Source organism: Microbacterium sp. NPDC055599 (genome assembly GCF_053618975.1).
In genome coordinates, this window is record NZ_JBSHIM010000009.1 from 50,943 (window position 1) to 76,051 (window position 25,109).

25 protein-coding genes are annotated in these 25,109 nt (G+C 71.9%); 6 read left to right on the forward strand and 19 right to left on the reverse strand.

The window, feature by feature from the left end; genetic code table 11:
• Positions 1-62: 62 nt before the first annotated feature.
• The gene (locus ACWGQ1_RS10380) at positions 63-2,606 is read left to right on the forward strand and encodes an ATP-binding cassette domain-containing protein (protein WP_452312915.1); all 2,544 of its coding nucleotides are present in this window, start codon (positions 63-65) and stop codon (positions 2,604-2,606) included.
• A 62-nt stretch (positions 2,607-2,668) separates the two neighbouring features.
• Here ACWGQ1_RS10380 and ACWGQ1_RS10385 read toward each other — a convergent pair whose 3' ends face one another.
• The 11 genes from ACWGQ1_RS10385 to hemE form a co-directional block, all read right to left on the reverse strand.
• A complete protein-coding gene (locus ACWGQ1_RS10385; RefSeq protein ID WP_136030722.1) occupies positions 2,669-3,118 on the reverse strand; it encodes a hypothetical protein in 450 nt (149 codons plus the stop codon).
• A gap of 84 nt (positions 3,119-3,202) precedes the next feature.
• Positions 3,203-4,525: a glutamate-1-semialdehyde 2,1-aminomutase gene (gene hemL / locus ACWGQ1_RS10390; RefSeq protein WP_452312916.1), complete on the reverse strand. Its 1,323-nt coding sequence runs from the start codon at positions 4,523-4,525 to the stop codon at positions 3,203-3,205.
• Between the two features lie 98 nt (positions 4,526-4,623).
• Entirely contained in the window at positions 4,624-5,601 is a 978-nt protein-coding gene (gene hemB, locus ACWGQ1_RS10395) for a porphobilinogen synthase (protein ID WP_136045113.1), read from the reverse strand.
• The gene (locus tag ACWGQ1_RS10400) at positions 5,598-6,395 is read right to left on the reverse strand and encodes a uroporphyrinogen-III synthase (RefSeq protein WP_136030727.1); all 798 of its coding nucleotides are present in this window, start codon (positions 6,393-6,395) and stop codon (positions 5,598-5,600) included. Before ACWGQ1_RS10400 ends, hemB begins: the two co-directional genes overlap by 4 nt.
• On the reverse strand, positions 6,392-7,393 hold the full coding sequence (gene hemC / locus ACWGQ1_RS10405) for a hydroxymethylbilane synthase (RefSeq protein WP_452312917.1): 1,002 nt from the start codon (positions 7,391-7,393) through the stop codon (positions 6,392-6,394). Before hemC ends, ACWGQ1_RS10400 begins: the two co-directional genes overlap by 4 nt.
• 7 nt (positions 7,394-7,400) lie before the next feature.
• On the reverse strand, positions 7,401-8,078 hold the full coding sequence (hemQ, locus tag ACWGQ1_RS10410) for a hydrogen peroxide-dependent heme synthase (protein ID WP_206252488.1): 678 nt from the start codon (positions 8,076-8,078) through the stop codon (positions 7,401-7,403).
• Between the two features lie 67 nt (positions 8,079-8,145).
• On the reverse strand, positions 8,146-8,418 hold the full coding sequence (locus ACWGQ1_RS10415; protein ID WP_136036607.1) for a hypothetical protein: 273 nt from the start codon (positions 8,416-8,418) through the stop codon (positions 8,146-8,148).
• On the reverse strand, positions 8,405-8,812 hold the full coding sequence (locus tag ACWGQ1_RS10420) for a phage holin family protein (RefSeq protein ID WP_136030735.1): 408 nt from the start codon (positions 8,810-8,812) through the stop codon (positions 8,405-8,407). The genes ACWGQ1_RS10415 and ACWGQ1_RS10420 overlap by 14 nt, the downstream gene beginning before the upstream one ends.
• 1 nt (position 8,813) lies before the next feature.
• On the reverse strand, positions 8,814-9,224 hold the full coding sequence (locus ACWGQ1_RS10425) for a hypothetical protein (RefSeq protein WP_136036608.1): 411 nt from the start codon (positions 9,222-9,224) through the stop codon (positions 8,814-8,816).
• Positions 9,225-9,409: 185 nt separating this feature from the next.
• Positions 9,410-10,978 carry a protoporphyrinogen/coproporphyrinogen oxidase gene (locus ACWGQ1_RS10430; RefSeq protein WP_136045111.1) on the reverse strand — a complete coding sequence of 523 codons (1,569 nt, stop codon included), beginning with the start codon at positions 10,976-10,978 and terminating at the stop codon, positions 9,410-9,412.
• Between the two features lie 39 nt (positions 10,979-11,017).
• Positions 11,018-12,040, reverse strand: coding sequence for a uroporphyrinogen decarboxylase (hemE, locus tag ACWGQ1_RS10435; RefSeq protein WP_247637870.1), 1,023 nt, complete (start codon positions 12,038-12,040; stop codon positions 11,018-11,020).
• 73 nt (positions 12,041-12,113) lie between these two features.
• Between hemE and ACWGQ1_RS10440 the strand changes: the two genes are divergently transcribed.
• Positions 12,114-13,409 carry a glutamyl-tRNA reductase gene (locus tag ACWGQ1_RS10440; protein WP_452312918.1) on the forward strand — a complete coding sequence of 432 codons (1,296 nt, stop codon included), beginning with the start codon at positions 12,114-12,116 and terminating at the stop codon, positions 13,407-13,409.
• A gap of 70 nt (positions 13,410-13,479) precedes the next feature.
• On the opposite strand, the gene ACWGQ1_RS10445 is transcribed toward ACWGQ1_RS10440, so the two are convergent.
• Together ACWGQ1_RS10445 and ACWGQ1_RS10450 are read right to left on the reverse strand one after the other, a co-directional pair.
• On the reverse strand, positions 13,480-13,863 hold the full coding sequence (locus ACWGQ1_RS10445) for a PIN domain-containing protein (protein WP_452312919.1): 384 nt from the start codon (positions 13,861-13,863) through the stop codon (positions 13,480-13,482).
• Positions 13,860-14,084, reverse strand: a complete 225-nt coding sequence (locus ACWGQ1_RS10450; RefSeq protein ID WP_205812683.1) for a FitA-like ribbon-helix-helix domain-containing protein — start codon at positions 14,082-14,084, stop codon at positions 13,860-13,862. The genes ACWGQ1_RS10445 and ACWGQ1_RS10450 overlap by 4 nt, the downstream gene beginning before the upstream one ends.
• Positions 14,085-14,180: 96 nt before the next feature.
• Between ACWGQ1_RS10450 and ACWGQ1_RS10455 the strand changes: the two genes are divergently transcribed.
• Together ACWGQ1_RS10455 and ACWGQ1_RS10460 are read left to right on the forward strand one after the other, a co-directional pair.
• Complete coding sequence (locus ACWGQ1_RS10455) at positions 14,181-14,753, forward strand: HhH-GPD-type base excision DNA repair protein (RefSeq protein ID WP_452312920.1); 573 nt, start codon at positions 14,181-14,183, stop codon at positions 14,751-14,753.
• A complete protein-coding gene (locus ACWGQ1_RS10460) occupies positions 14,750-15,175 on the forward strand; it encodes a DUF1801 domain-containing protein (RefSeq protein WP_452312921.1) in 426 nt (141 codons plus the stop codon). Before ACWGQ1_RS10455 ends, ACWGQ1_RS10460 begins: the two co-directional genes overlap by 4 nt.
• A 23-nt stretch (positions 15,176-15,198) precedes the next feature.
• Here ACWGQ1_RS10460 and ACWGQ1_RS10465 read toward each other — a convergent pair whose 3' ends face one another.
• Entirely contained in the window at positions 15,199-16,914 is a 1,716-nt protein-coding gene (locus ACWGQ1_RS10465) for an ATP-binding cassette domain-containing protein (RefSeq protein ID WP_452312922.1), read from the reverse strand.
• A 254-nt stretch (positions 16,915-17,168) separates the two neighbouring features.
• Positions 17,169-18,302, reverse strand: a complete 1,134-nt coding sequence (locus tag ACWGQ1_RS10470) for an alpha/beta fold hydrolase (protein ID WP_452312923.1) — start codon at positions 18,300-18,302, stop codon at positions 17,169-17,171.
• A gap of 67 nt (positions 18,303-18,369) precedes the next feature.
• On the opposite strand from ACWGQ1_RS10470, the gene ACWGQ1_RS10475 reads away from it, so the two are divergent.
• A complete protein-coding gene (locus ACWGQ1_RS10475; RefSeq protein ID WP_452312924.1) occupies positions 18,370-19,326 on the forward strand; it encodes an HTH domain-containing protein in 957 nt (318 codons plus the stop codon).
• Between the two features lie 8 nt (positions 19,327-19,334).
• Here ACWGQ1_RS10475 and ACWGQ1_RS10480 read toward each other — a convergent pair whose 3' ends face one another.
• Positions 19,335-20,720: a glycine--tRNA ligase gene (locus tag ACWGQ1_RS10480; RefSeq protein ID WP_136030756.1), complete on the reverse strand. Its 1,386-nt coding sequence runs from the start codon at positions 20,718-20,720 to the stop codon at positions 19,335-19,337.
• A gap of 115 nt (positions 20,721-20,835) precedes the next feature.
• Between ACWGQ1_RS10480 and ACWGQ1_RS10485 the strand changes: the two genes are divergently transcribed.
• Positions 20,836-22,305: a peptide MFS transporter gene (locus ACWGQ1_RS10485; protein ID WP_136030758.1), complete on the forward strand. Its 1,470-nt coding sequence runs from the start codon at positions 20,836-20,838 to the stop codon at positions 22,303-22,305.
• Positions 22,306-22,330: 25 nt separating this feature from the next.
• On the opposite strand, the gene ACWGQ1_RS10490 is transcribed toward ACWGQ1_RS10485, so the two are convergent.
• From ACWGQ1_RS10490 to ACWGQ1_RS10500, 3 genes are read right to left on the reverse strand one after another with little or no spacing between them, the layout of a single operon-like run.
• A complete protein-coding gene (locus ACWGQ1_RS10490) occupies positions 22,331-23,020 on the reverse strand; it encodes a GNAT family N-acetyltransferase (RefSeq protein ID WP_136030761.1) in 690 nt (229 codons plus the stop codon).
• A gap of 49 nt (positions 23,021-23,069) precedes the next feature.
• Positions 23,070-23,690 carry a hypothetical protein gene (locus ACWGQ1_RS10495; protein WP_136030764.1) on the reverse strand — a complete coding sequence of 207 codons (621 nt, stop codon included), beginning with the start codon at positions 23,688-23,690 and terminating at the stop codon, positions 23,070-23,072.
• Between the two features lie 32 nt (positions 23,691-23,722).
• Positions 23,723-25,048 carry an alpha-hydroxy-acid oxidizing protein gene (locus ACWGQ1_RS10500; protein ID WP_452312925.1) on the reverse strand — a complete coding sequence of 442 codons (1,326 nt, stop codon included), beginning with the start codon at positions 25,046-25,048 and terminating at the stop codon, positions 23,723-23,725.
• Between the last annotated feature and the right edge of the window lie 61 nt (positions 25,049-25,109).

A 25,109-nucleotide genomic window follows, 5' to 3' on the forward strand; every position in this document is an offset into this window, starting at 1 on the left:
GGGTTCCGGGGCGGTTTTCCGGCAGGATAGGGGGAACTGTTCATCGCGACGAGAGGTGCCGGATGCCTGAAGGACAGGTGCTCGAGTTCACGAATGTGACGAAGCGCTTCAACGAGGTGACCGCCGTCTCGGACTTCTCCGCCCGCGTCGAGCCCGGGGCCGTGACCGCCTTCCTCGGTCCCAACGGCGCCGGAAAGACCACGACTCTCCGCATCCTGCTCGGTCAGGTGCGTGCCACGTCGGGGACCGCCACGATCGGCGGCGTCGCGTATCCGGAGCTGCGCCAGCCGCTGCGCACGATCGGCTCCGTGCTGGAGGAGACGGTCTACCGCCCTCGCCGCACGGCCAGCCGGCAGCTGACCATCGCCGCGAAGGCCAATGGCATCCGCCTGTCCCGCGTCGACGAGGTCCTGTCGCTCGTGGGCCTGGAGAGCGAGGCCGATTCCCGCATCGGCGGCTTCTCCCTCGGCATGCGGCAGCGGCTGAGCGTCGCGCACGCGCTGCTCGGCGACCCCGGTGCCCTGGTCTTCGACGAGCCGGCGAACGGCCTCGACCCGGAGGGCATCCGCTGGATGCGTCTGCTCATGCGCCGTCTCGCGGACGAGGGGCGCACGGTCCTAGTGTCGTCGCACGTGCTCAGCGAGATCGAGCAGGTGGCCGACCACGTGCTGGTGCTGTCGAAGGGACGGCTGGTGCTGTCCAGCGGCATCGAGACCCTGGCCGACCCGGCCGGCGGCTCTGTCATCGTGGATTCCGTGGATCGTCCCGGCCTCACGACGGCGCTGGTGGCGGCGGGCTTCGACATCGAGGTGCTGCGCTCCGGGCTGACCGTGCGCGGAGCCGACGCGAGCACGGTGGGTGCCGTGGCCGCTGAGGCCGGCATCGCCCTCAGCACCCTCGTGCAGCGCGGGCCCACGCTGGAAGACGTCTTCATCGATCTGATGCGCGGTGGTCGCTTCGGCACAGCGGCGGACACGACCGCGGCCGCTGCGGGCGGGGCGGTGCCGGGCGAGACGGCAGCGACCGATACGAACGATGAGGCGAGCGATTCCTCCGCCGACGTGGCAACAGCGGGCGCCGGTGCCGCCGCATCGGCTCTGGCTGCCGGGGGTGCGGCCGCTCTCGCGGACGACCTCACCACCGAGACCATGCCCGAGCCGACGGACGCCACGGCGGAAGACGACGACGTGGACGAGCAGTCGACCGACGCGGAGCCCGCGTCGGAGGACCTCGTCGCCGCCGACACGGAGGACTCCGACGTGATCGAGACCGTGGCGGAGGTCACGGCGGCCACCGGCCCGGTCGCGGTCGTCCCGGTGGAAGAAGACGTGCGTCCCGTGACGATGGAGGACGCGGCGCGGAGCGGCGATGGCGATTCCCTGTCCGAGTCGCGCGCGGAGACGGCGACCTCGTTCGACGAGATCCTGTTCGGCGGCACCGCGCCGGTCCAGGAGGATGAGCCGACCGAGCGGCCCACGCGACGCAGCCTCGCTCAGCTGTTCGCGACGACGCCGGAGTCCGCCGACGACGACCACAGCGCGTCCCCGGAGCATGTGTCCAGCGACGAGCAGGACTCCGAGGGTGATGTCCCGATCGGCTCGGACGACGCGGAGTCAACGGGCGGTTCGGCGTGGAGCACCGGTTCCGCACCGACCGAGGAGGGGGCGGACGAGGCCCCGGAGAACGGAACCGAGGCAGACGAGACTCCGGAGAACGCAACCGGGGCAGACGGAACTCCGGTAGACGAGCCCGCGGACCACGAGCCCCTCGCCGACGATCAGGAGTCCGCGCTGGATTCCGTCGATGACGCCCACGACAGCGAGAGCCCGGCGGATGAGGCGCCGGCGGACGCCACCGGGATCGCGTCCGACGAGCCCGCCGCAGACCCGGTTCCGGCGGACGACGAGCCGGTGAGCACCGCCGATGACGAGTCCATCGAGGAAGACCCCGCGGGCATCGAGTTCTTCGCCGAGCTGGACGACGCCGAGGAGGCGGACGAGACCGACGAGGCCGACCACGGCGACCACGGCGACCGCGATGCCGAGGAGGCTCCGCTCGAGGCGGTCGGCACGGACGGAGCCGAAACCCCGGACGAGGACGAAGACCCCCGCGCGGCCGCCGTCAGCTCCCTGCTCTCCGCCGCCGCACGCGCGTACTACGAGGACGAGCCGCGGGACTACCCGCTGAGCACCGCCGACAGCATGCCCGCGACCGGCGCGCCGGGAGAGCCGCACGACGCCGGGGCCCACTGGAGCGTCGCGACCACCGGCGTGATCGACACGGTCCCGCTGGCTCGCGACACCGCGACCGATGGTCAGGACAACCACGGCACCGCCGACGCGCACCACCAGCCCCACGACGGTGTCGCCGAGGTGCAGGACGGCGAGGGGCACGAGAGCGAGGGACACGCGGTGCCCGAGCACGACGACGAGCACGACGGCGAGCACAGCGACGAGCACAGCGACGACGACCGCGACCGCGAGGGCCACGGTCACGACGACGGGCAGAGCGAAGGCCCCGGTCACGACGACGGGCAGAGCGACGCGCACGATCACGACGGGCACGATCGCGAGCAGCACACCGACGGCGACGAGCACCGCGGCTGAGCCCGAGACACGAGACGCCCTCCCGGCTACGGCCGGGAGGGCGTCTGTCGTTCGTGGGGCTGCTAGGCCGGCCGCGGGCGGATGACCGGACGACGGCTGCCCTTCGACACGGGCGTCGGTGCGGTGGCGACGATCTCCTCGACGCTCGCCGGCTCGTCCGACACCTCGAGCCGCAGCGCCTGCGTGAGTGCGAGGCCGTGCCGCGTGGTGAGGATCAGCCGGTTGTACTGCGGGTCGCCCTCGAGGTCGATCACGACGCTCGGGCGACGCCGCCGGATGAGCACGAAGTCGAGGGTTCCGGCGGCCTTCCAACTGCCGGCGGCGAGCACGGTCGGAATGTGGGTCCCGGGGTTCGGCACACCGCGGAGCCAGGTCCAGGCGTCGTCCGTCAGCTGCACCTTGGTGATGGTGTCGCGCGGGATCCGCACGTTCTCACGGTGGAAGGTGGCGGCACGTTCGATGGGCGAGAGCACGACTTCGAGTTGCGTCTGGTCCAGCAGCAACGTCACCATGCCCCTTAGTCTGCCAGCGCGGCGCTCCCGGTTGGCTGGAAGTTGCTCACAGGAAAGCAACGATCCGTTGTGGGCACGGATACATCAGGGCCGGGCGTCTGCCGCGGCCTGGGCCGCGAACGCCAGCGCCGCCTCGATGCGCTGCAACTCGTCCTCACCGTGCGCCGCCGTGAGGAACCACGCCTCGAAGACGCTCGGCGGAAGCGCGACACCGTGCTCGCGCATGGCGTGGAAGAACGCCGAGTAGCGGAACGACTGCTGCGCCTGCGCCTCGGCGTAGTCGCGCGGGATCGAGGCGCGGAACGAGGCGCTGAACAGGTTGCCGGCCGACGCCACCGCGTGCGTCACGCCCGCGTCGCTGAGGGCGGTGTCGAGCGCGGTCGCCACCCGGGTCGCCGCGGCGTCGACCGTGGCGTAGACCTCGGGCGTCGCGAGGCGCAGCGTGGCGAGACCCGCGGCGACCGACAGCGGGTTCCCCGACAGCGTGCCCGCCTGGTACACCGGGCCGAGCGGAGCCAGCAGGTCCATGACCTCGGCGCGACCGCCGAGCGCGGCCAGCGGCATGCCACCGCCCACGACCTTGCCGAACGTGATGATGTCGGGGAGGTAGTCCTCGCCCGCCGCGGCCTGCAGACCCCAGAACCCCGCCGGGTGCACGCGGAAGCCCGTCAGCACCTCGTCCAGGATCATGAGCGCGCCGTGAGCGTGTGCGGTGTCGGCGATCAGGCGGTTGAATCCGGGCCGCGGGGGGACCACGCCCATGTTCGCCGCGGACGCCTCGACGATCACGGCGGCGATGCGCTGGCCGTGCTCGGCGAACACCGCGTCGAGCGCCTCGGGGTCGTTGTAGCGGATGACGAGCGTCTGTGCGGCGATGGGTGCCGGCACCCCGGCGGATCCGGGCAGCGCGAGCGTAGCGACGCCCGACCCCGCCTCGGCCAGCAGCCCGTCGGAGTGGCCGTGGTAGTGCCCGGCGAACTTCACCAGCAGGTCGCGACCGGTCGCGCCACGGGCGAGTCGGATCGCGGTCATGGTCGCCTCGGTCCCCGTGGACACCAGGCGCACGCGCTCGATGGGTCGGATGTCGCCGAAACGAACCCGGTCGGCGATCAGCGCGGCCAGCTCGACCTCGCCCTGGGTCGGGGCACCGAACGACAGACCCCGCGCTGCGGCGTCCTGCACGGCGGCGACCACCTCGGGCTGCGCGTGGCCTAGCAGCGCCGGACCCCACGAGGCCACCAGGTCGACGTACTCCCGGCCGGCGGCGTCGGTGACGGTCGCTCCCTTCGCCGAAGCGAGGAACCGCGGCGTCCCGCCCACCGAGCCGTAGGCGCGCACCGGCGAGTTCACCCCGCCCGGGATCACAGCGCGGGCAGCGGAGAACAGGTCGTCATTGCGGTCGGTCATGGCAGCTCCTCGGTGATGCGCGGAGCTCTCCCGGGCATCCCTTCCAGGCTAACCCGCCGTACCGACGCCGGAGTCCGCGCGGTGACGCCGCGGGGCGGTCAGCCGCGAAGCCAGCGGGCGGCCTCGGTCGCCCAGTAGGTCAGCACGGCGTCGGCGCCCGCGCGCCGGATCGACAGCAGCGACTCGAGGATCGCCGCCCGGCGGTCGATCCAGCCGTTGGCCGCGGCGGCCTCGACCATCGCGTACTCGCCGGACACCTGATACGCCCACACGGGCACGGTCACGGCGTCGCGCACCTCGCGCAGCACGTCGAGGAACGCCATCGCCGGCTTGACCATGACGATGTCGGCGCCCTCCTGCTCGTCGACCAGCGCCTCCCGCACGCCCTCGCGGCGGTTGCCCGGATCGAGCTGATACGTGCGCCGGTCGCCGGTCAGCTGGGAGTCCACGGCCTCACGGAACGGGCCGTAGAACGCGCTCGCGTACTTGGCCGCGTACGCCAGGATCAGCGTGTCGGTGAAGCCCTCGGCGTCGAGCGCCCGGCGGATCACCGCGACCTGGCCGTCCATCATGCCGGACAGCCCGAGCAGCTGCGACCCGGCCCGCGCCTGTGCCAACGCCATCGAGGTGTAGCGCTCGAGGGTCGCGTCGTTGTCGACCGAGCCGTCCGCCGCGAGCACCCCGCAGTGCCCGTGATCGGTGAACTCGTCGAGGCAGAGGTCGGTCTGCACCACGAGCGCATCGCCCACCTCGGCCGCGAGGGCCTCGGTCGCGACGTTCAGGATGCCGCGCGGATCGTCCGCTCCGGAGCCGACCGCATCGCGCACCGCCGGGACACCGAACAGCATGACCCCGCCGACGCCGGCCTCGGCCGCCTCGACGGCGGCGGCACGCAACGAGTCGAGCGAGTGCTGCGCCACGCCGGGCATCGAGCCGATGGGCGCCGGCTCGGTCAGTCCCTCGCGCACGAAGAGCGGAAGCACGAGCTGACGGGGCTCGAGCGAGGTCTCGCGCACGAGGTCGCGGACAGCGCGGGACTGGCGCAGCCGACGGAGGCGGATGTCGGGGAAGCTCACGGCGCGAACTCGTCTGCCGCGTGCGGAAGCGTGAACTGGGACACGGCATCGATCAACGCGTCGATGGTCTGCCGATCGGCCACCACCGACACCGGCAGACCGGCACGCTCGGCATCCTTCGCCGTGCGCGGGCCGATCGCGGCGAGCAGGGTCTCGTCCGGGATGTCGGGGAACTGCTCGCGCACCTGCTCCGCCACCGAACCGCTCGTGATGAGGATGGCGTTGATGCGGCCGTTCTCCACATCGCGACGGATGCGCTCCGTGACCGGCACGCCCACCGTGCGGTAGGCGACCACACCGTGCACGTCGTGTCCGGCCTCGGACAGCATGATGCTCAGCACCGGCTTCGCGATCTCGCTGCGCAGCGCCAGGATGCGCCGGGGCTCCTGCTCGAGCGCGATCAGCTGCTGAGCCATGCCCTGCGCCGAGTTGTCCTGCTCGGGGACCAGCGCCACCTCGTAGCCCACGGCCTGGAGCGCTGCGGCCGTGGTCTCGCCCACCGCCGCGATCTTCGTGGACTTGGGCACGACCGCGCGATGCGCGAACAGCACGTCGACCGTGGTCGCACTCGTCACCGTCAGCCAGTCGAACTCACCGGCGGCCAGCTGCTCCAGCGCGCGGTCGAGCGTGTCCTGATCGGTCGTGGGGGCGAAGTTGATGAGCGGGGCGACGACCGGCACGGCGCCCAGGGCACGCAGGCTCGCGGCGACACTGTCGCCCCAGGGCCCGCCACGGGGCACGAGGATGCGCCAGCCGTCCAGCGGTCGGTCCTGCTTGGTTTCGGATGTGGTCATGAGAAATCGGGGTGCTCTCGGGGGACGAGGTCGGCCGCCCCTTGATCGAGCAGCCGACGGGCAACAGCGAGCCCGAGCTCGCGCGCTGCGTGCATCGGGCCTGCACCATCGGCAGCATCCGCTCCATTGCCACTGCCGTTCCGATGAATATACTCCCCGTTCAGGGCTTCCGTGACGTCGAGCCCGATCCGCCGACCCCCGTCCGGGGCGTACACGACCGTCCTGATGCGGATCTCGGCGCCCTCGACGCGTGCGTGCGCCGCCATGGGGGCTTGACACCCGGCATCGAGTCCCTCCAGAATGGCGCGCTCGACCGTGACGGCCAGTCGGGTGTCGTGATCGTCGAGGGCGGAGAGCGCCTCCCGCAGCTCCTCCGGGGCGTCCGCCCTGGTCTCCACCGCGAGCGACCCCTGTCCCGGCGCGGTCGGCCACTCCGCGAGCCCGAGCTCTTCGCGCTTCAGCGGCGAGTCGGTCCCCAGACGCGACAGGCCGGCGGCCGCGAGGATCACGGCGTCGAGCTCGCCCGAGGCCACCCGCGCGAGCCGGGAGTCGACGTTGCCGCGGATGTCCACGACGTCCGCCTGCGGTGCCCGGCGCCGGACCTGGGCGATGCGTCGCGGCGAGCCCGTGCCGACGGTGCTGCCCGAGCCGAGCTCGTGCAGGGGCGCGCCGTGACGCGTGAGCACCACGTCCCTGGCATCCTCGCGCGGCGGAGTCGCAGCGATCACGAGTCCCTCGGGGACGGCCGTCGGGAGGTCTTTGAGGGAGTGCACGAGGAAGTCGCAACGGCCGGCGAGCAGAGCCTCGCGCAGCCGGGTCGCGAAGACGCCCAGACCGCCGATCTCCGACAGCGACGCCCGATTGGTGTCGCCCTCGCTGGTGATCGGGACGAGCTCGACGGCACGCCCCGTGACCTTCTCGAGGGCGGCGGCGACATGGCCCGACTGCGCCTGCGCGAGCGCGCTGCGTCGGGTGCCGAGACGGATGGGGGTGCTCATGGTGCGGTTACTGCAGCACGTCGGCGATCTCGTCGAAGCGCAGACGGCGCCCCGTGTAGAAGGGCACCTCCTCCTTCACGAACATCCGCGCCTCGGTGTAACGGAGGTCGCGCATCATGTCGACCAGGTCGGTCACGTCGTCGGCCTCCATCGGCAGCAGCCACTCGTAGTCACCCAGCGCGAACGCGGCGACGGTGTTCGCGATGACGCCCGTGAACGCAGCGCCCTTGCGCCCGTGGTCGGCGAGCATCGCGCGGCGGTCAGCCTCCGGCGCCAGGTACCACTCCGGGGTGCGGACGAACGGGTACAGGCAGAGCCAGTCCTTCGGTGCGACGCCGCGGAGGAACCCCGGCACGTGCGAGCGGTTGAACTCCGCGTCGCGGTGCACGCCCATCACGTTCCACACCGGCAGCAGCGAGCGCAGCAGCTCCGTGCGACGGAGGCGGCGCAGCGCCTTCTGCAGCTCTTCGGCGGTGTCACCGTGCAGCCACACCATCAGATCGGCGTCAGCCTTCAGCCCGGAGACGTCGTAGAAGCCACGGACGGTGACGCCGGAGTCCTCGATGTGCGAGACGATCGACTCGAGCTCCGTGGCGTCGTTCTCGGTGACGGGAGCATCGGGATTGCGTCGCCACACGGCCCAGAGGGTGAAGCCGGACGGGTTCTCTTCGCGCACTTCGGACATGATCCCAGTCTGCCCCTTTCACGGAGAAGCCCCTAATCAGGGGAATACCGCGAGGAACGGCCGACCGTCAGCGTGCGATGGCCCGAGCGATCGCCCACACGGCGCCGCCGACGACGGCGGCGATCCCGACGGCCGCGGCGACCGCGCCCACCGGGTTCCGATCGGCGAACGCGCGTGCCTTGACCGCGGCACGCGCCGACGCCTTCTCCACCCGGCGCGGGATGTTGCCCTTGATCTCGATCGCGGCGAGCGCCGCCTTCAGCTCGGCGCGAGCCGACGTCACGGGATCGACGATGCCCGCGGGGACGGCGGTGCGCGGCAGCGACTCAGGGGTGCTCATCGCCGGCCTCCTTCACGATTCGGATGTCCTCGGCCACGGCCTGCGCCGGGTTCTGGCGCTTGAGCACCTTGCGGAACTTGAGGATGCCGAGCAGCGCGAACAGCAGCACGGCGAGGATCAGGATGCCGAACACGGCGATCGCCGACAGCCACACGGGCCACCACGACGACAGGCCGGCGATCGCGAACACGAGGATCACCGGCACGGCCCAGAACAGGAAGAACAGGGCGACGAGGAACCAGACCGAGCCGATCCCCGCATCCTTCGCCGTGCGCGAGACCCACGCCTTGGCGGCGTCGATCTCCGCCTTCACGAGGTTGGTGACCAGCTCGGGCAGATCCCCGAGCAGGGTCAGCAGACTGTCGTCGGCGCGATCCCGGTATCCGCGGGGCATGTCAGTCGCCGGACTTCTGCGCTGCCGGCTTCGTCGCGGGCTTCTTCGCAGCGGGCTTGTCAGCCGCAGCGGCACGCTCCTTGACCTCGTCGACCGCGTCCTCCGCCGCCTCCGAGACCTCCTCGGCGGCCTCCTTGCCCGACGCGATCACGGCGTCGAGCTTCTGGCCGGGCGTGCCGTTGCCCGTGACCGACTTCACGATCTTCACCGCGCCCGTCCACACGGCACCCGGGACGGCCGCGGCCTTGTCGCCGACGAAGTCCTTGACCTTCTCCACCTGGTCCTGGACGGGATCCGTGTTCCAGACCTTGAGCCACTGCGTCCGGATCTGCTCGTAACGCTCGCGTCCGGCACGGGTGCCCAGCACATAGCCGACGCCGAGTCCGACGACGAGTCCGATCTTCCCCTTCATGGGGTCTCCTCACGTTGTTCCGGCGGTGGTCGTCCGGTTCGGACGCCGATCGCCGACGTCTCCGCCGCGATCAGGTACCCAGCGTAACCCCGTATGCCGATTTCGGCATCAATCCCGGAGAGGGTTGACAGCGGGTCCTTCGTCACTCACGCTTGTGCGCTTCGTGGTGCGCGGAGGTCGCCCGATCAGTCCCACAGGAGCGCGCGACGCAGGCGATCGGACGCCTCCGTGGCATCCGGGACCACCTGTGCGAGGCCGGTCCCGGCCACCCAGGCACCGACCACCGCCAGGCCGGGGATCGCCTGGATCGCATCGCGCGCGGCCTGGCGCCGCGCCCCCGATCCGAGGAGCGACGCGGGCTGCGACTGCACGAACCGTCCGCGGTGCCCTGCGATCACCTGGGTCGGCTCCAGCGGTACGCCGAGCAGCGCGGCCGCCTCCCGCCGCGCGAGGTCGATCGCCGCCGCGTCGTCGAGGGCGGCGGTGGCCGCGGGCTCCCCCTGCGCGCCGAACGACACCCGCACGACCTCCCTGTCGCCCGCGGCCTCCCGCACCCACTCCCACTTCGCCGTCGAGTGGGTGAGCGCCTTGGCCGTGTGGCTCCCGGGCACCGTGAGCACGCCGGTTCCACGCGGCACGCTGCGCAGAGCCGGCGCATCCAGCAGCAGTGTGACGATCTCGATCTCCGGGGACGCAGCCGCTTCGGCCAGAGCGAGCGCCGGCACCGCGTCGGCGAGCAGCTCCCGCGCCACGGACTCCGCGGTCGCGACGATCACGGCGTCCGCACGGAGAAGCTCCTCCACCGGCTCGTCTGTCACCGCGACGACGTCGGCCAGAGGCTCCGACTCGGCAACCCACGGCTCCGGCGTCTGCGTCGGGGTGTCGAGCTGCGTCGCGGCCGTGACCCGCCAACCGCCGTCCTCCGACACGACCGAGAGCACCCGCACTCCCGTGCGCACGGTCGCCCCGAGCTGGGCGAGGTCGTCGGCGATCGCGTCCACAAGCACGGTCATGCCGCCACGGAGGCCTTCCACCGCGGCACCCGGAGCCTTCGCCCCACCGGAGCCGCCGTTCCCGCGCAGCGCCAGCACCGCGCCGGACAGCGAGCCGACGCGGGTCAGGGCGGCGTTCAGCCCCGGGGCGGCCACGTCGATGTCCACGTCGTCGGGCGACGCGGAGTACACGCCCGTCGTGACCGGGGCGACCAGGCGGTCGCGCACCTTCGGGCCCATGCGGGAGGCGACGAGCCGCCCGAGGCTCAGCTCGTGGCCGATGGTCAGCGGCGGCCGTACGCGGTCGAGGTAGGCGCGCCATGCGCCCGACCATCCGATGATGCGCCGCACGTCGTCCTGGAACGGGTTGCCGGGAATGCCGAGGACCCCGCCCACCGGGAGCGGAGCCGCACCCGTGCCGGGGATGCCGGAGAGCCAGGCGCCGCCCGCGCGAGGGGGCACGACCCGATCCGCGAGTCCGAGCTCGTCGACGAGGGCGCGGACGAGGCCGCCCCTGGTCGCGTAGCTCTCGGCGCCCGCATCGAGCGTCACACCGTCGAGCTCCACGCGACGCAGGGCACCGCCCAGCGCCTCGGCAGCCTCCAGCACCGTGACCCGCATGCCGACCTTGGCGCACTCGCGGGCGGCGACGAGACCACCCATGCCCCCGCCGATCACGACGACGTGCTTCTCCGCGGCGCGTGCGGCCAGGTCGGCCGGCTCGGCCGCGGACGGGTGTGCACCGGAGGGGTCAGGGCTCATGCCGTCCATCCTTCCACCGCGCCCGGGGGCGACGCGTGCTCAGGCGCCGTGCACCAGCTCGACGATGCGCGTCAGCTGGTCGGGGTCGGTCTCGGGCGGCACCCCGTGACCGAGGTTGACGATGTGCCCGCGGGCCGCACGACCGCGCTCCAGGACGTCGCGCACGTGCGCCTCCAGCACGGGCCACGGCGCCCCGAGCAGCGCGGGGTCGATGTTGCCCTGCACGCTCGTGTCCGGTCCGAGGATCGCCGCGGCCTCGTCGAGCGGAAGACGCCAGTCCACGCCGACCCCGTCGGCGATGCCGCCCAGGCGCATGTCGGCGAGGAACGGGCCGGTGCCGACGCCGAAGTGGATGGTGGGGACACCGATGCCGTCGAGCGCGGCGGTCGAATGCGGCGCCACGAACGTGCGGTAGTCGGCGGGGCTGAGCGAGCCGGCCCAGCTGTCGAAGAGCTGCACGACCGCGGCACCCGCGTCGCGCTGCGTCTCCAGGAATCGTCGGGAGACGCGGGCGAGCCACCCCGCCAGACGGTGCCAGGCGTCGGGGTCCGCGTGCATCATGCCGCGTGCCCGCAGGTGCTCCTTCGACGGGCCGCCCTCGACGAGGTAGGCCGCGAGCGTGAAGGGCGCGCCGGCGAAGCCGATCACCGGGGTGTCGCCGAGCTCCGCCGCGACGATGCCCACCGCCTCCGCGATCGCCGTGCCGTCGAGCGACTCCGGGTCGATCGCGGTGATCCGCTCGACATCGGCCCTCGTGCGCACGGGGTTCGCGAACACCGGCCCGCGCCCCGGCTCGATCTCCACCTCGACGCCGGCGAGGCGCAGCGGGATCACGATGTCGCTGAAGAACACCGCCGCGTCCACACCGTGCCGCCGCACCGGCTGCAGGGTGATCTCCGCCGCGAGGTCGGGCGTGAGGCAGGCGTCGAGCATCCGTGTGCCCACCCGCAGCTCCCGGTACTCGGGCAGCGAGCGGCCGGCCTGCCGCATGAACCAGACGGGCGTCGTGTCGGGGCGGTCGCCCGTGAGGGCGCGCAGCAGCGGAGCGTCGGAAAGGGCCATTCCCCCATCCTCCCATTGCCCGGTTATGGGGCCGCCGAGTCCGCCTGTCCGAACGCTCCGGTACAATCGAGGGGTGCTGCTGTGTGTGACGGCGAGTCACAAGACCGCCTCCTTCGAACTGCTCGAACGCCTGAGCCGCACCCCCGACGATGTCGCCCCCACCCTGGTGGGCATGACGCCGTGCGTGCAGGGTGCCGTGGTGCTGGCGACGTGCAACCGGTTCGAGGCGTACGTCGAGATGGACGAGCCGATGACCGCCGCGGGCGCGATCGGCGTCGAGGCCGTGCTCGAAGCCGTCGAGTCCGCCACGGGCATCCCGGCCGCCGACCTCGACGGCGCCTACACCGTCCACGCCGGGCGCCGGGTGGCCGAGCACCTGTTCTCCGTCGCCTCCGGCCTCGAGTCGGTCGTGTCGGGTGAGGGCGAGATCGCCGGCCAGGTGCGCCGGGCCCTGAAGTCGGCCCGCAAGGACGGCACCACTTCCCCCGAGCTCGAGCGCCTCTTCCAGCGCGCGAGCCAGGCGCAGCGCAAGGTCAAGAACGTCACCGCGCTCGGGCGCGCCGGTCGCTCGCTCGTGCGCCTGGCACTCGAACTGGCCGACAGCCGCATCGCCGACTGGTCCGCCGAGCGCGTGCTCCTGGTGGGCACCGGCGCCTACGCGGCCGTGACCCTCGCGACGCTGCGCGAGCGCGGCGCGGTCGACATCTCCGTGTACTCGCCCTCCGGTCGGGCCGAGGTCTTCGCGGCGAAGCACGGCATCCGCGCGGTCGCAGCCGCGGACTACGCCCGCACAGCCGCACACTCCAGCCTGCTCATCACCTGCACGTCCGCCACCGAACCGGTGCTGGGACCGGAACACCTGCAGCTCCCCGTCGGTCTTGCCGCGGCCGGATGCCCGGTGGGCTCGCACAGTCAGCTGGTCGTCGACCTCGGGATGCCGCGCAACGTCGACCCCGCGGTCGCGACCCTGGAGGGCGTGGCGCTGCTCGACCTCGAAACCATCCGCCTGCACGCGCCGCTCGAGGAGCTGCAGGCGACCGACGCCGCCCGCACCGTCGTGCGTGAGGCCGCGGATACCTTCCACGTCGTGGGTGCCCGCCAGAGCGTGACCCCCTCCGTCGTGGCCCTGCGGTCGCACATCTTCTCGCTGCTCGACACCGAGATCGACCGGGCCCGTGCGCGCGGCGACGAGGACGGCAAGGTCGAGCAGGCGCTGCGGCACCTCGTCGGCGTGCTGCTGCACACCCCGACCGTCCGCGCCCACGAGCTCGCCGCAGAAGGCAGGGCCGACGAGTTCGCCGCCGCGCTGTCCGCCCTGTACGGCCTCAGCCCCGAGGCCCCCGCCGCCGAGGACGCCGCCTCCGCCTGACGGCGCGGTCGCCCGGGATCAGCGCGTAGCCGCTCAGCCGGAGGCGGCGACGCCAGTCATGCGCGAAGAACTACGGCAGCAGTGCGCAATCCGCAGCGGATGAGGCGAGACGAGCATCGAGAGTCAGCAACGAGCACTGCGCCGCGCGCGCGAGCACGACGTACATCGCGTCATACGCGCTGACGTTGTGGCGCAGCGCGTAGACAGCCGGAAGCATCGACATCATCGGCATCTGCTCGATGCCGAGCGCGTCGAACTCACCGAACGCGCGCAGCGCCTGCTCATCTGTGATCTGTTCGCTGAGAGACCATCCCCGGATGACGGAGGCGACCTCGGCCGTGAGGTGCTGCGGCGCCAGTAGCTCATGCCCGTCGATCAACGCGGCTGCCCTTCGGCCTGCCTCCGTGCCGAACAGGATCTCGGCGACCGCGGATGCGTCGATGACGAGTGTCATCGACCGGGCCGCTGCTCGGCGAGCACCTGTGCTGCAGGTTCGAGCGTGGTGACACCACGACTCGCGATCCGTTCCAGCAGTTCAGCCCGACTCGGACGCGTCGCGAGGCGGTCGAGCTCGCGCAGCAGGTAGTCACTCAGCGAGCGGCCCTCGAGTGCAGCCTTCGCCTTGAGCGCACGACTCGTCTCGTCGGACACGTTTCGAACCTGGATCGTCGTCATGCATCAAGCATACGGCACATGCATAATGCATGTGCCGGCACTGCACGGTCCTGCCACCGCCCCCGCGGCATCCGCCCGGGATGGGACACTGGGGGCATGGCCCTTCACATCACCGGAGACACCGCCGCCGACACCCTGCTGACCGAGAACCCGCTCGCGCTGCTCGTGGGAATGCTGCTCGACCAGCAGGTGCCCGTGGAGACCGCTTTCGCCGGTCCGCTCAAGATCGAACAGCGCACCGGTGCGGCCGATGCCGCGGCCATCGCGGGGATGGCACCCGAGGAGTTCCTCGAGGCGTTCCGCCAGACGCCCGCCGTGCACCGGTTCCCCGGGTCGATGGCCGCCCGCGTGCAGACGCTGTGCCAGGCGATCGTCGACGAGTGGGGCGGCGACGCCTCAGCGCTGTGGACCGCGGGCGACCCGGACGGTGCGGAGGTGCTGAAGCGCCTGAAGGCACTGCCCGGCTTCGGTGAGCAGAAGGCCAAGATTTTCCTGGCGCTGCTCGGCAAGCAGTACGGCTTCACGGGCGAGGGCTGGCGCGAGGCATCGGCGCCCTACGGCGAGGACGGCTCGTACCGCAGCGTCGCCGACATCGTCTCCCCCGAGTCGCTCACGAAGGTGCGCGAGTACAAGAAGGCGATGAAGGCCGCTGCCAAGGCGGCGAAGTGAAGCCGACGGGGAACGACGTCGCCGGGCTCATCGCCCGCTCCTCCCCCGCCGCTCGGCGCCGAGACGCGGAGACGCTCACCGCGCTCATGCAGGAGATCACCGGCCGCGAGCCGCAGACCTGGGGCACCATCATCGGCTTCGGCTCCTGCCACTACCGCTACCCGACCGGTACCGAGGGCGACAGCCCGCTCCTCGGCTTCGCGCCGCGCCGAGCCGCCACCACGATCTACCTCTTCGAGGGGACGGATGCGCACGCGGACCACCTGGCACGGCTCGGGCCGCACACCACCGGCGTCGGCTGCCTCTACCTCCCCGACCTGGAGCAGGTGGACCTGACGGTGCTGCGCGGGATCCTGGAGCACTCGCTCGCCTGGGCCGAAGCGGGCGGCGACGAGGGCGCGGCGCTCACCGTCACCGGCTGACGCACGCCCCCACGGCCGCCGGGTCACGACGCCACCACGGCCGCACCCTCCGTCACACGGACCGCGGCGGCACCGTGCTGGCGCGCCCGCCGCAGCCACCGCCGGTCGTGCGAGACCGTGACGACCGCGGCCGGGTGGTCGTCGAGCGCCCGCTCCAGCTGCTCGACCAGCTCCGGGTCGAGGTGGTTGGTCGGCTCGTCGAGCAGCAGCACGTCGAACGTGGAGGCCAGCGCGACCGCGAGGTCGAGCCGCCGCCGCTGCCCGACCGACAGGGCCCGCGCCGGGCGCTCGATCTCGTCCTCGCGGAACAGGCCGTGGGCGAGCAGAGCCGCACGGGCATCGCTCGGGGGCACCGACGCCCGTCGCGCGAACAGCTCCACCGCGGAGCCGCGTGCGGCCGCCCCCACGTCTTGCCGCAGCCGGGCGACACGGAGTCCCGGGCGCCGGTCGATCGAACCCGATGCGGCACTCAGCTCGCCCGCGAGGAGGTCGAGCAGCGTGGTCTTGCCTGCCCCGTTCGGACCGGTCACGAGCCAGCGGTCACCCGGCGCCACGGTCCACGCGGTCACGGTGAGCCGGCGGCACGGCTCCTGGAACACGACATCGTGCAGCGTGACGAGGGCGTCGTCCTCGCCGGACGATTCCGCCTCCGGAGCCGGGCCGTCCGGCAGCACGAACCGCAGCGGCTCGGGTGGGGGTGGCGCCGGATCCTCCCGCAGCCGAGACAGTCGCTCCTTCGCCATGCGGATGCGCCCGACCGCGCCGTGGTCGCGACTGCGGGCGCGGAAGGCGCCGTGACCGAAGCCGTCGAGCTCGAGCTTGCGCGGGATCGCGTCCAGGCGGAACGCGTTCGTCGCGAGCAGCTCCTCGGTGCGGGCGACCTCGGCCTTCCACGCCTCGTGTCGCTCCGCGAGTCGTCGTCGCTCGGTCTCCCGCGCCCGCAGGAACCCCGGGTAGCCGTCGCCGTAGCGGCGGATGCCGCCGTCGCTCACGTGCACGACCGCGGTCGCGAAGCGGTCGAGGAAGTCGCGGTCGTGGGTCACCACGACCAGGGCCCCGCGGTGCGCGGCGATCCGATCCTCGACCCAGGCGAGCGCGTGCTCGTCGAGATCGTTGGTCGGCTCGTCGAGCAGCAGCAGCTCGGCGCGGGAGGACAGTGCCACCGCGAGCGCGAGCCGGGCACGTTCCCCGCCGGACAGCGCGGCCACGGGACGCGCGCGGTCCAGGGTTCCGACGCCGAGCTGGTCAAGCGCGACGTCGATGCGGTGGTCGACGTCATAGCCGGCCCTGGTCTCGAAACGGTCCTGCAGGTCGGATACGGCTGCCAGGCGCTGCGCCTGCTCGGCGGGAAGGGCCGAGGCGAGCTGCTCGTAGGCCCGCGCGAGCTCGCGTTCCAGCGCGCGCAGGTCGCCCAGCAGGTCGTCGATCGCCGCGGAGACCGTCGCCCCCGGCGGGAACTCCGGATTCTGGAGGGCGTGGGCCACACCGCCCGGGAGGTGCAGCCGCGCCTCCCCGGCGGTCGGTGCGAGCGTTCCGGCAAGCAGCTCGAGCAGCGTGGACTTGCCGGCGCCGTTGTCGCCGATGATCGCCAGACGATCCGCGGGACCGACGACGAGATCGATCCCGTCGAGCACCCGGTGCGCGGCGAAGCGCACGCCGGCCGCGCGCAGTTCGCACACGCGGTGCGGACGGATCGCCGGGACGGTGGAGGGAGAAGGGGAAGGGAGTACAGGGAACATGAGGGGTCCTCGCTGCGGTGCGGACGGCACCGCGGAAACGCGTCGGACGACGCAGGGGAAACGGACCTCGATCGCGTCACAAGAGGACGCGTTCGCTCAGGACCCACCGCGGAGAAGACGTCTCGACGCAGTGTCCCGATCTAGCGAATCAGAGTACCCACGGAGAGAGACCGTAGCAGCCTCGGGCTCCCGGCGCCAGGGTCGGCACGCGATCGCCCCCGCGCGTGGGGGCGCGGGGGCGATCGTGGCAGGGGTCAGCGCGGGTCGGCGAAGAAGGCCCGGAGGTCGGCGGCGAGCAGATCGGGGCGCTCCAGCGCGGCGAAGTGCCCGCCCTCGTCGAAACGGCTCCAGTGCACGATGTTGTCGTTGTCGCGCTCGGCGAAGACCCGGATGGTCTGGAAGTCGTCCGCGAACACCGCGACCCCGGTCCGCGCGTGGTTGACCTGCGGCTCGGCCTCGGCGCGCGCGTTCTCCAGGTAACTGCGGCTCATGCCCGAGGCGGCGTTCGCGAACCAGTTCACGCTCACCTCCAGCAGGATGCTCTCGAGCGGCACGAGCGAGGTGCCGTTGCCGAAGGAGGTGAACAGCTCACTGTAGGCGAGGAGCCCGACCGGGGAATCGCTGAGGCCCACCGCGACGGTCTGCGGACGGGAGGCGTTCATCGCGTTGTAGCCGCCCACCGACTGGAACCACTGCATGTGCTCCAGTCCCGCGTAGTCCTGCGGCTCGAGCTTCTCGAACTCCGCGGGGTCGCCCGAAGGGAACGAGAACAGCTGCAGCACGTGCAACCCGAGGAAGCCCTCCGGCGCCAGCAGCCCGAGCTCGCGCGCGACCATCGCGCCGTTGTCGGAGCCGTGGATGCCGTAGCTGTCGTACCCGAGGCCGCGCATGAGCCGGTCGTACGCGGCGGCGACCTTCCCCACCGTCCACCCGGCGGAGGCGAGCGGCTGCGAGAAACCGTAGCCGGGGGCATCCGGGATCACGAGGTGGAACGCCTCCTCCGCGCGACCGCCGTGCGCCTCGGGGTCGGTGAGCCGGTCGATGAGGTCGAGGTAGTCGACGGAGGAACCGGGGTAGGTGTGTGCGAGCAGCAGCGGGGTCGCGTTCTCGTGCCGCGAGCGGATGTGGAGGAAGCGGATCGTCTGGCCGTCGATCTCGGTGGTGAACTGCGGGTGGGCGTTGAGCCGCTCCTGCGCGGCAGCCCAGTCGAACTCCTGCCACGCGGTCAGCGCCTTGCGCAGGAAGTGGTTCGGGGTGCCGGCGTCCCAGTCGTCGACGGGCGCGGTGCGGGGCAGGCGCGTGCGGGCGAGGCGGTCGCGGAGGTCGACGACCTCGGCGTCGGAGACGTCGACGGAGAAGGGGCGGAAGGCGAGGGTCGTGGTGTTCATGTCTCCGACGATAGAAGCCCATTAGGCTGGATACGTTCCTAATTATTCGGCGACTTTCGGAGGCCTCATGGCGGACCCGACCGCACGGCTCCTGGCGCTGCTCGCCCTGCTGCAGACGGGTTCGGAGCGATCCGGCAGCGAGCTCGCGCAGCGGCTCGGCGTCTCACCCCGCACCGTGCGCCACGACGTCGAGCGCCTCCGCGAACTCGGATACCCGGTCGACGCCCGTCGCGGCTCCACCGGCGGCTACCGGCTCGGGGCGGGCGGCAAGCTCCCCCCGCTGCTGCTCGACGACGAGGAGGCGGTGGCGGTGACCGTCGGCCTGCGCGCCGCCGCCGGCATCGCGGGCATCGCCGACTCCGGCGCGAGAGCGCTCGCCAAGCTCGAACAGGTCCTCCCCTCGCACCTGCGCCGCACCGTCGACGCACTGCGCACGAGCGTCGACCGCGCGCCGGAGAACAACGACACCGACGCGCCAGACCCGGAGGTCGACGCCGCCGTGCTGCGGGCCGTCGCGGGAGCGATCCGCGACCAGGAGTGGCTGCGCTTCGACTACGACGGCCGCCCCGTGCTGGTCGAGCCGTACCGCCTGCTCACCTGGGTGCGACGCTGGTACCTCGTGGCCCGCGACCCGCAGACGAGCGAATGGGGCACGTACCGCGTGGACTGGATGGAGCCGCGGATGCCGACGCGCCGCCGCTTCGACCCGCAGCCGTTGCCCGGGGGCGACTACACCGCGTTCGCCATGCGCACCATCGCCGTGAGCGGCTGGCAGGTGCACGCGCGACTGCGCATCGACGCGCCCGCCGAGGCCGTGCTCGACCGCATCCACGCCGCGGTCGGCGTGGTCGAGCCAGTCGACGAGGAACACTGCATCCTCGTCACCGGCGCCGACAGCCTCGACACGATCGCGGCCTACATCGGGATGCTGATGATGGACTTCACGGTCGAGTCGCCCCCCGAACTGCTGCCCCGACTCCAGCTGCTGTCGGAGCGGTATGCCAGGGCCGTCGCGGGCTCCTGACCCGGGACTCAGGCCCCGCGCAGGCGCTCCGCGAGGTACGCGTGCAGGCCGTCGATCGGCACCCGCTCCTGCGCCATCGTGTCGCGGTCGCGCACCGTGACAGCCCGGTCGTCGAGCGAGTCGAAGTCGACCGTCACGCAGAACGGGGTGCCGATCTCGTCCTGACGACGGTAGCGGCGACCGATCGCGCCGGCGTCGTCGAAGTCCACGGCCCACGAGCCGCGCAGGGTGTCGGCCACCTCGCGCGCGAGCGGTGACAGGTTCTCGTTGCGGCTGAGCGGCAGCACCGCGGCCTTGACGGGAGCCAGACGCGGGTCGAGCTTGAGCACCGTGCGGGTGTCGGTGCCGCCCTTGGCGTTGGGCACCTGCTCCTCCACATACGCGTCGACGAGGAACGCCATCATGGCTCGCGTGAGGCCGAACGACGGCTCGATCACGTATGGCGTGTAGCGCTCGCCCGTCGCCTGGTCGAAGTAGGTCAGGCTCTGGCCGGACGCCTCGCTGTGACTGGAGAGGTCGTAGTCGGTGCGGTTGGCGACGCCCATGAGCTCGCCCCACTCCTTGCCCGCGAAACCGAAGCGGTACTCCACGTCGATCGTGCCGGCGGAGTAGTGCGCGCGGTCCTCCTCGGGCACGTCGAACTGCCGCATGTTCTCCGGGTCGATGCCGAGGTCGATGAACCAGTTCCAGCACGCCTCGACCCAGTGGTCGAACCACTGCGGGGCCTCGGCGGGCGGCGTGAAGAACTCGATCTCCATCTGCTCGAACTCGCGCGTGCGGAAGATGAAGTTGCCGGGGGTGATCTCGTTGCGGAACGCCTTGCCGACCTGGCCGATGCCGAACGGCGGCTTCTTGCGGCTCGCGGTGAGCACGTTGGAGAAGTTGACGAAGATGCCCTGCGCGGTCTCGGGACGCAGGTAGTACAGGCCGGACTCGTCATCGACCACGCCGAGGTACGTCTTCACCAGACCGGAGAACGCCTTGGGCTCGGTGTACTGGCCCTTGGTGCCGCAGTTCGGGCACGGGATGTCGGCGAGACCGTTCTCGGCCTTGCGGCCCTTGCGCGCCTCGAAGTCCTCGATCAGGTTGTCGGCGCGGAAGCGCTTGTGGCACTGCAGGCACTCCACCAGCGGGTCGGTGAAGGTGGCGACGTGACCCGACGCCTCCCACACGCGCTTGGGCAGGATGATGCTGGAGTCGAGGCCGACCATGTCGCCACGGCCGCGCACGAACGTCTGCCACCACTGGCGACGGATGTTCTCCTTGAGCTCGGTGCCGAGGGGTCCGTAGTCCCAGGCCGACCGGGAACCGCCGTAGATCTCACCCGCCTGGAACACGAACCCGCGGTGGCGGGCGAGGGCGATGACCTTGTCAAGACGGGACTGTTCGGCCACGGTGGCTCCAATGGTCGGATGCGGAGAACGCCCGTGAGCACGGGCATCCCCATTCTATCGGTGGTCGCAGCGCGCCCCCTGGCCGCGGTCGCCGCCGGAGAGTACCGTCCCACGCATGAGCACCACCGAGCGACAGCCCGCTTCCCGCGACGAGGACACCCGCTTCTTCGGGCAGCCCTGGCCCCTCGTGCACGTCTTCGGCGTCGAGATGTGGGAGCGCTTCAGCTTCTACGGCATGCAGGGCATCCTGCTCATCTACCTCTACCACTCGGCCACGCAGGGCGGTCTCGGTCTGCCCGAGGCCACGGCCGGCGGGATCCTCGGCGCGTACGGCGGCTCGGTCTACCTCGCGACGATCCTCGGCGCCTGGCTCGCCGACCGGCTGTTCGGCTCGGAGCGCGTGCTGTTCGTGAGCGCGATGGTGATCGTCGCCGGGCACCTCGCGCTCGCCCTGCTGCCGGGCTTCGTGGGCGTCGGGGTCGGACTCGTGCTCGTGGCGCTCGGCTCCGGCGGCCTCAAGGCCAACGCGACCGCCGTCGTCGGCACCCTCTACACCCCGGACGACGTGCGCCGCGACGCCGGGTTCTCGCTGTTCTATCTGGGCATCAACCTCGGCGCCTTCCTCGGGCCGATCCTCACCGGTCTGCTCCAGTCCACGCTCGGGTTCCACTGGGGCTTCGGACTCGCCGCGCTCGGGATGACGCTCGGCCTCGTGCAGTACGCGTTCGGACGGCGCGGGCTCCCGGACACGGCGCGCGAGGTGCCCAACCCGCTGCCCCGCTCGCGCTACCCGCTGGTGGGGATCATCGCGGGCGGCGCCGTGCTCGTCATCGCCGTGTGCGTGCTCACCGGGCTGATCCACGCCGACAACCTCGCACTCATCGTGATCGTCGGCACGATCGTCGCGGCGATCGCCTACTTCGCGGTCATCCTGTCCAGCCACCGCATCGACGCCACCGAGCGCTCGCGCGTCTGGAGCTTCGTCCCGCTGTTCCTCACCAGCGTGGCGTTCTGGTCGCTGTACCAGCAGCAGTTCACCGTGCTGACCGTCTACTCCGACAAGCGCCTGGACCGGAACCTGTTCGGGTGGGAGATGCCGGTGTCGTGGGTGCAGTCCATCAACCCGGTGTTCATCATCATCCTGTCGGGCGTCTTCGCCGCGATCTGGACCAAGCTCGGCACCCGGCAGCCGTCGACGCCGGTGAAGTTCGGGCTCGCCGCCATCATCATGGGCGCGGCGTTCCTGCTGTTCCTGCCGTTCTCCGGGGGCGGCGAGAACTCCACGCCGCTGCTGGCGATCGTCGGCATCCTCTTCGTGTTCACGGTCGCCGAGCTGCTGCTGTCCCCCGTCGGGCTCTCCGCCTCGACCAAGCTCGCCCCCGCGGTGTTCCACACGCAGATGGTGGCGCTGTTCTTCCTGTCGGTGGCGCTGGGCACGGCGATCGCCGGGTGGCTCGTGCAGTTCTACGACCCCGAGAACGAGGTGCCGTTCTTCTCGATCCTCGGCGGGATCGCGATCCTCGTCGGCGTCGGGATGCTGCTGAGCGTGAAGCCGGTGCTGCGCCTCATGCGCGGCGTGCGCTGAGCCGCGCCGTCACCCGGCGAGGGGCTCAGGCGGTGAACAGGTAGCCGCGCCCCGACTCGAAACCGGCGATCCGCAGCCCGCTGCCGAGCAGACCCTCCATCTGCGCGCGCAGCCGCAGCCGCCACTCGTGCGCGGCCGCCGGGTCGGAGACCCGCATCGCCTCGATGTCGTCCGGGATCTCCAGGGTCTCCACGACGTCGCCGTCGGCCGGGGGCTTGGCGATGTCGGCCAGCGCCCACTCGACATCGAGCCGGTCGCTCTCATCGCCCGCGTCACCGCCGCCGAAGATGCCGTAGCGGTTCACGGAGTAGCCGGTGGCGCGGGCCCCGAGCACCGAGAAGAAGAAGTGCGCGTTGCGGGCCACGAGCGGGTCGAACACCCACGTGATGCGGCCGACGTCGCGTGAGAACGCCCACTGCCGCTGGTGCTCCTTCAGCTCGCGACCCCAGCCGCGGCCGCGGTACTCCGGCAGCAGCGCCGTGATGTGCGAGTGCATCGCCCGGCGGGCCGGTTCGCCGAAGAACGCGATGGACGCACCGACCATGCGCTCCTCATCGCCCTCGCCGTCGAAGAACCCGACGACGTAGTTGCCCGACTGCTGCAGGGCGCGGAGGGTGCCGGCATCGACCACGCGCTGCGGACCCCGGATGGAGTCGAGCAGGCCCTGCGCGTCGAGGATGAGTTCAACGGTGTCGAGGTCACGGATGGTACGCACGGCTCCAGTCTGCCCCTCCACGGCGGGTTCGCGGAAACCCGGGCGGGCCTCAGCGGTGCGGGAACGCCTCTCCCCCGCCCGCGGCGAGCGCATCGGCGACGATGCGGAGGTGCTCCGACGCCATCTCGGGCGGCAGCGGGGGCAGGATCTCGTCCCAGAACGCGAGCACCGCGCCGCGCCCCTGCATCATGCCGGCGGGGCGCCCCATCGCCCACATGTGGAAGTGCGCGGAACCATCGTTCCAGCGTCCGAAGTGACAGCGGGCGACCCCGGGGACGCTCTTCACCGCCTGCGACACCCGCTGCAGCAGCGGGCCCAGCGCCGCGAGAACGTCATGCGGGGCGTCCTCGAGCAGCCAGTGCTCGCGCGGGGCGACGCCGCCGATGAACGGCAGGCCGCCGACGTCCCAGCCGGCGCGCACCTGCCAGAGGTCGTCGTGCCAGATCGTGTGCGGGCTCGGACCGCAGTGCCCGCACTCGCGCGGGTCGAGCTCCCCCGCCCTCGGCTCCTCCGGCACCAGCATCGGCTCGAGCGGTCGCATCGTCACCGTCTCGAAGGCCCACGGCAGACCGTCGGCGATCGCCGAGGCGTCGAGCACCTCTCCGATCGGCAGTCGGCGGTGGAACGGGGAATCGGCCGGGTGCTGCGTGGGTGGGGCGTCGTCGCTCATCCGTTCATGCAACCACGGCGCGGTCCACCCGGTCACACGGCGCGCAGGGCGTCGCGGTCGAGCTGCGCGACCGCGGTCAGCCCGGCGAGGCCGAGGGTGATGTCGAGCTCGGCGAGCACGTTCCGCACCACCTCGCGCACCCCCTGCTCGCCCGCGATGCCGAGGCCGTACGCGTAGGGCCGGCCGAGCGCGACCACCGTGGCGCCGAGCGCGAGGGCGATCGCGACATCGGCGCCGCCGCGCACCCCGGAGTCGAACACGATCGGCACCCGCCCGGCCACCTGCTCCGCGATCGTCGGCAGCACGTCGAGGGTGGGCACGGACCGGTCGATCTGGCGTCCGCCGTGGTTGGAGATCCAGATGCCGTCCATGCCCGCGTCCAGCGCGCGCTGCGCATCGTCCGGGTGCACGATGCCCTTGAGGATGATCGGCAGCGTGGTCCACTCGCGCGCCTTCGCGAGGTCGTCCCACGTGAGCGCGGGGGTGGAGAACACGTCGAGGAACGTCTCGACGGCCGCCCGCGGCAACGGCGAGCGCAGGTTGTCGCGCAGGCGTCCGCCCTCGGTGAGGGCCGCGCCCTTCCTGGCGATGCTGAGCGCGGCGGCGACTGCTGTCGGGGTGACCTTCACCGCGGAGGCGTCGCTCTTCGGGGCGGCCGCCCGCTGTCGCACGAGCTCGCGGAACATGGGATCGCTGGTGTACTGCGCGATGCCCAGGCCGCGGGTGAACGGCAGGTAGGCGAGGTCGAGGTCCCGCGTGCGCCACCCCAGCAGGTGCGTGTCGAGCGTGACGACGATCGCCTCGCAGCCGGACGCCGCGGCGCGGGCGAGCAGGGAACGGTTCAGGTCGTCCGACGACGACCAGTACAGCTGGAACAGGCGTGATCCGGATGGCGCGGCGGCGGCCACGTGCTCCATCGGGAGCGACGCCTGGTTCGACAGCGTGTACGGGACGCCGAGGGAGGCGGCGGCGCGGGCGACCGCGCGGTCGGCGTCGGGGTGCGCGAGCTCCATGACCCCGAGCGGCGCGAGGATCAGCGGGCTCGTCCGTCGTGTCCCGAGGAACTCGACGCCGAGGTCGCGTTCGCTGACGTCGCGCAGCGGCCGCGGCCAGACCTGCCATCGATCGAACGCCGCCCGGTTCGCCGTCACCGTGTGCTCCGCTCCCGCACCCCCGGCGATGTACGCGAAGGCCTCGGCGCTCAGCGTCTTCCGCGCCGCCTCCTCCAGCGCGGCCGGGGCGACCGGGACGGCCGGTCGGGTGCCGCTGATCCCGGCGCGATAGATGTCGGACTGGGTACGCCGGGAGATGCCGCGGTGCGCGGCGGGATCGTCCGGAGCGACGCTGCTCGTGACCATGACCACATGCTAGCCACGGCCGAACGGCCCCGCACCGCGCACGGGCCGATAGCCTGGGCCG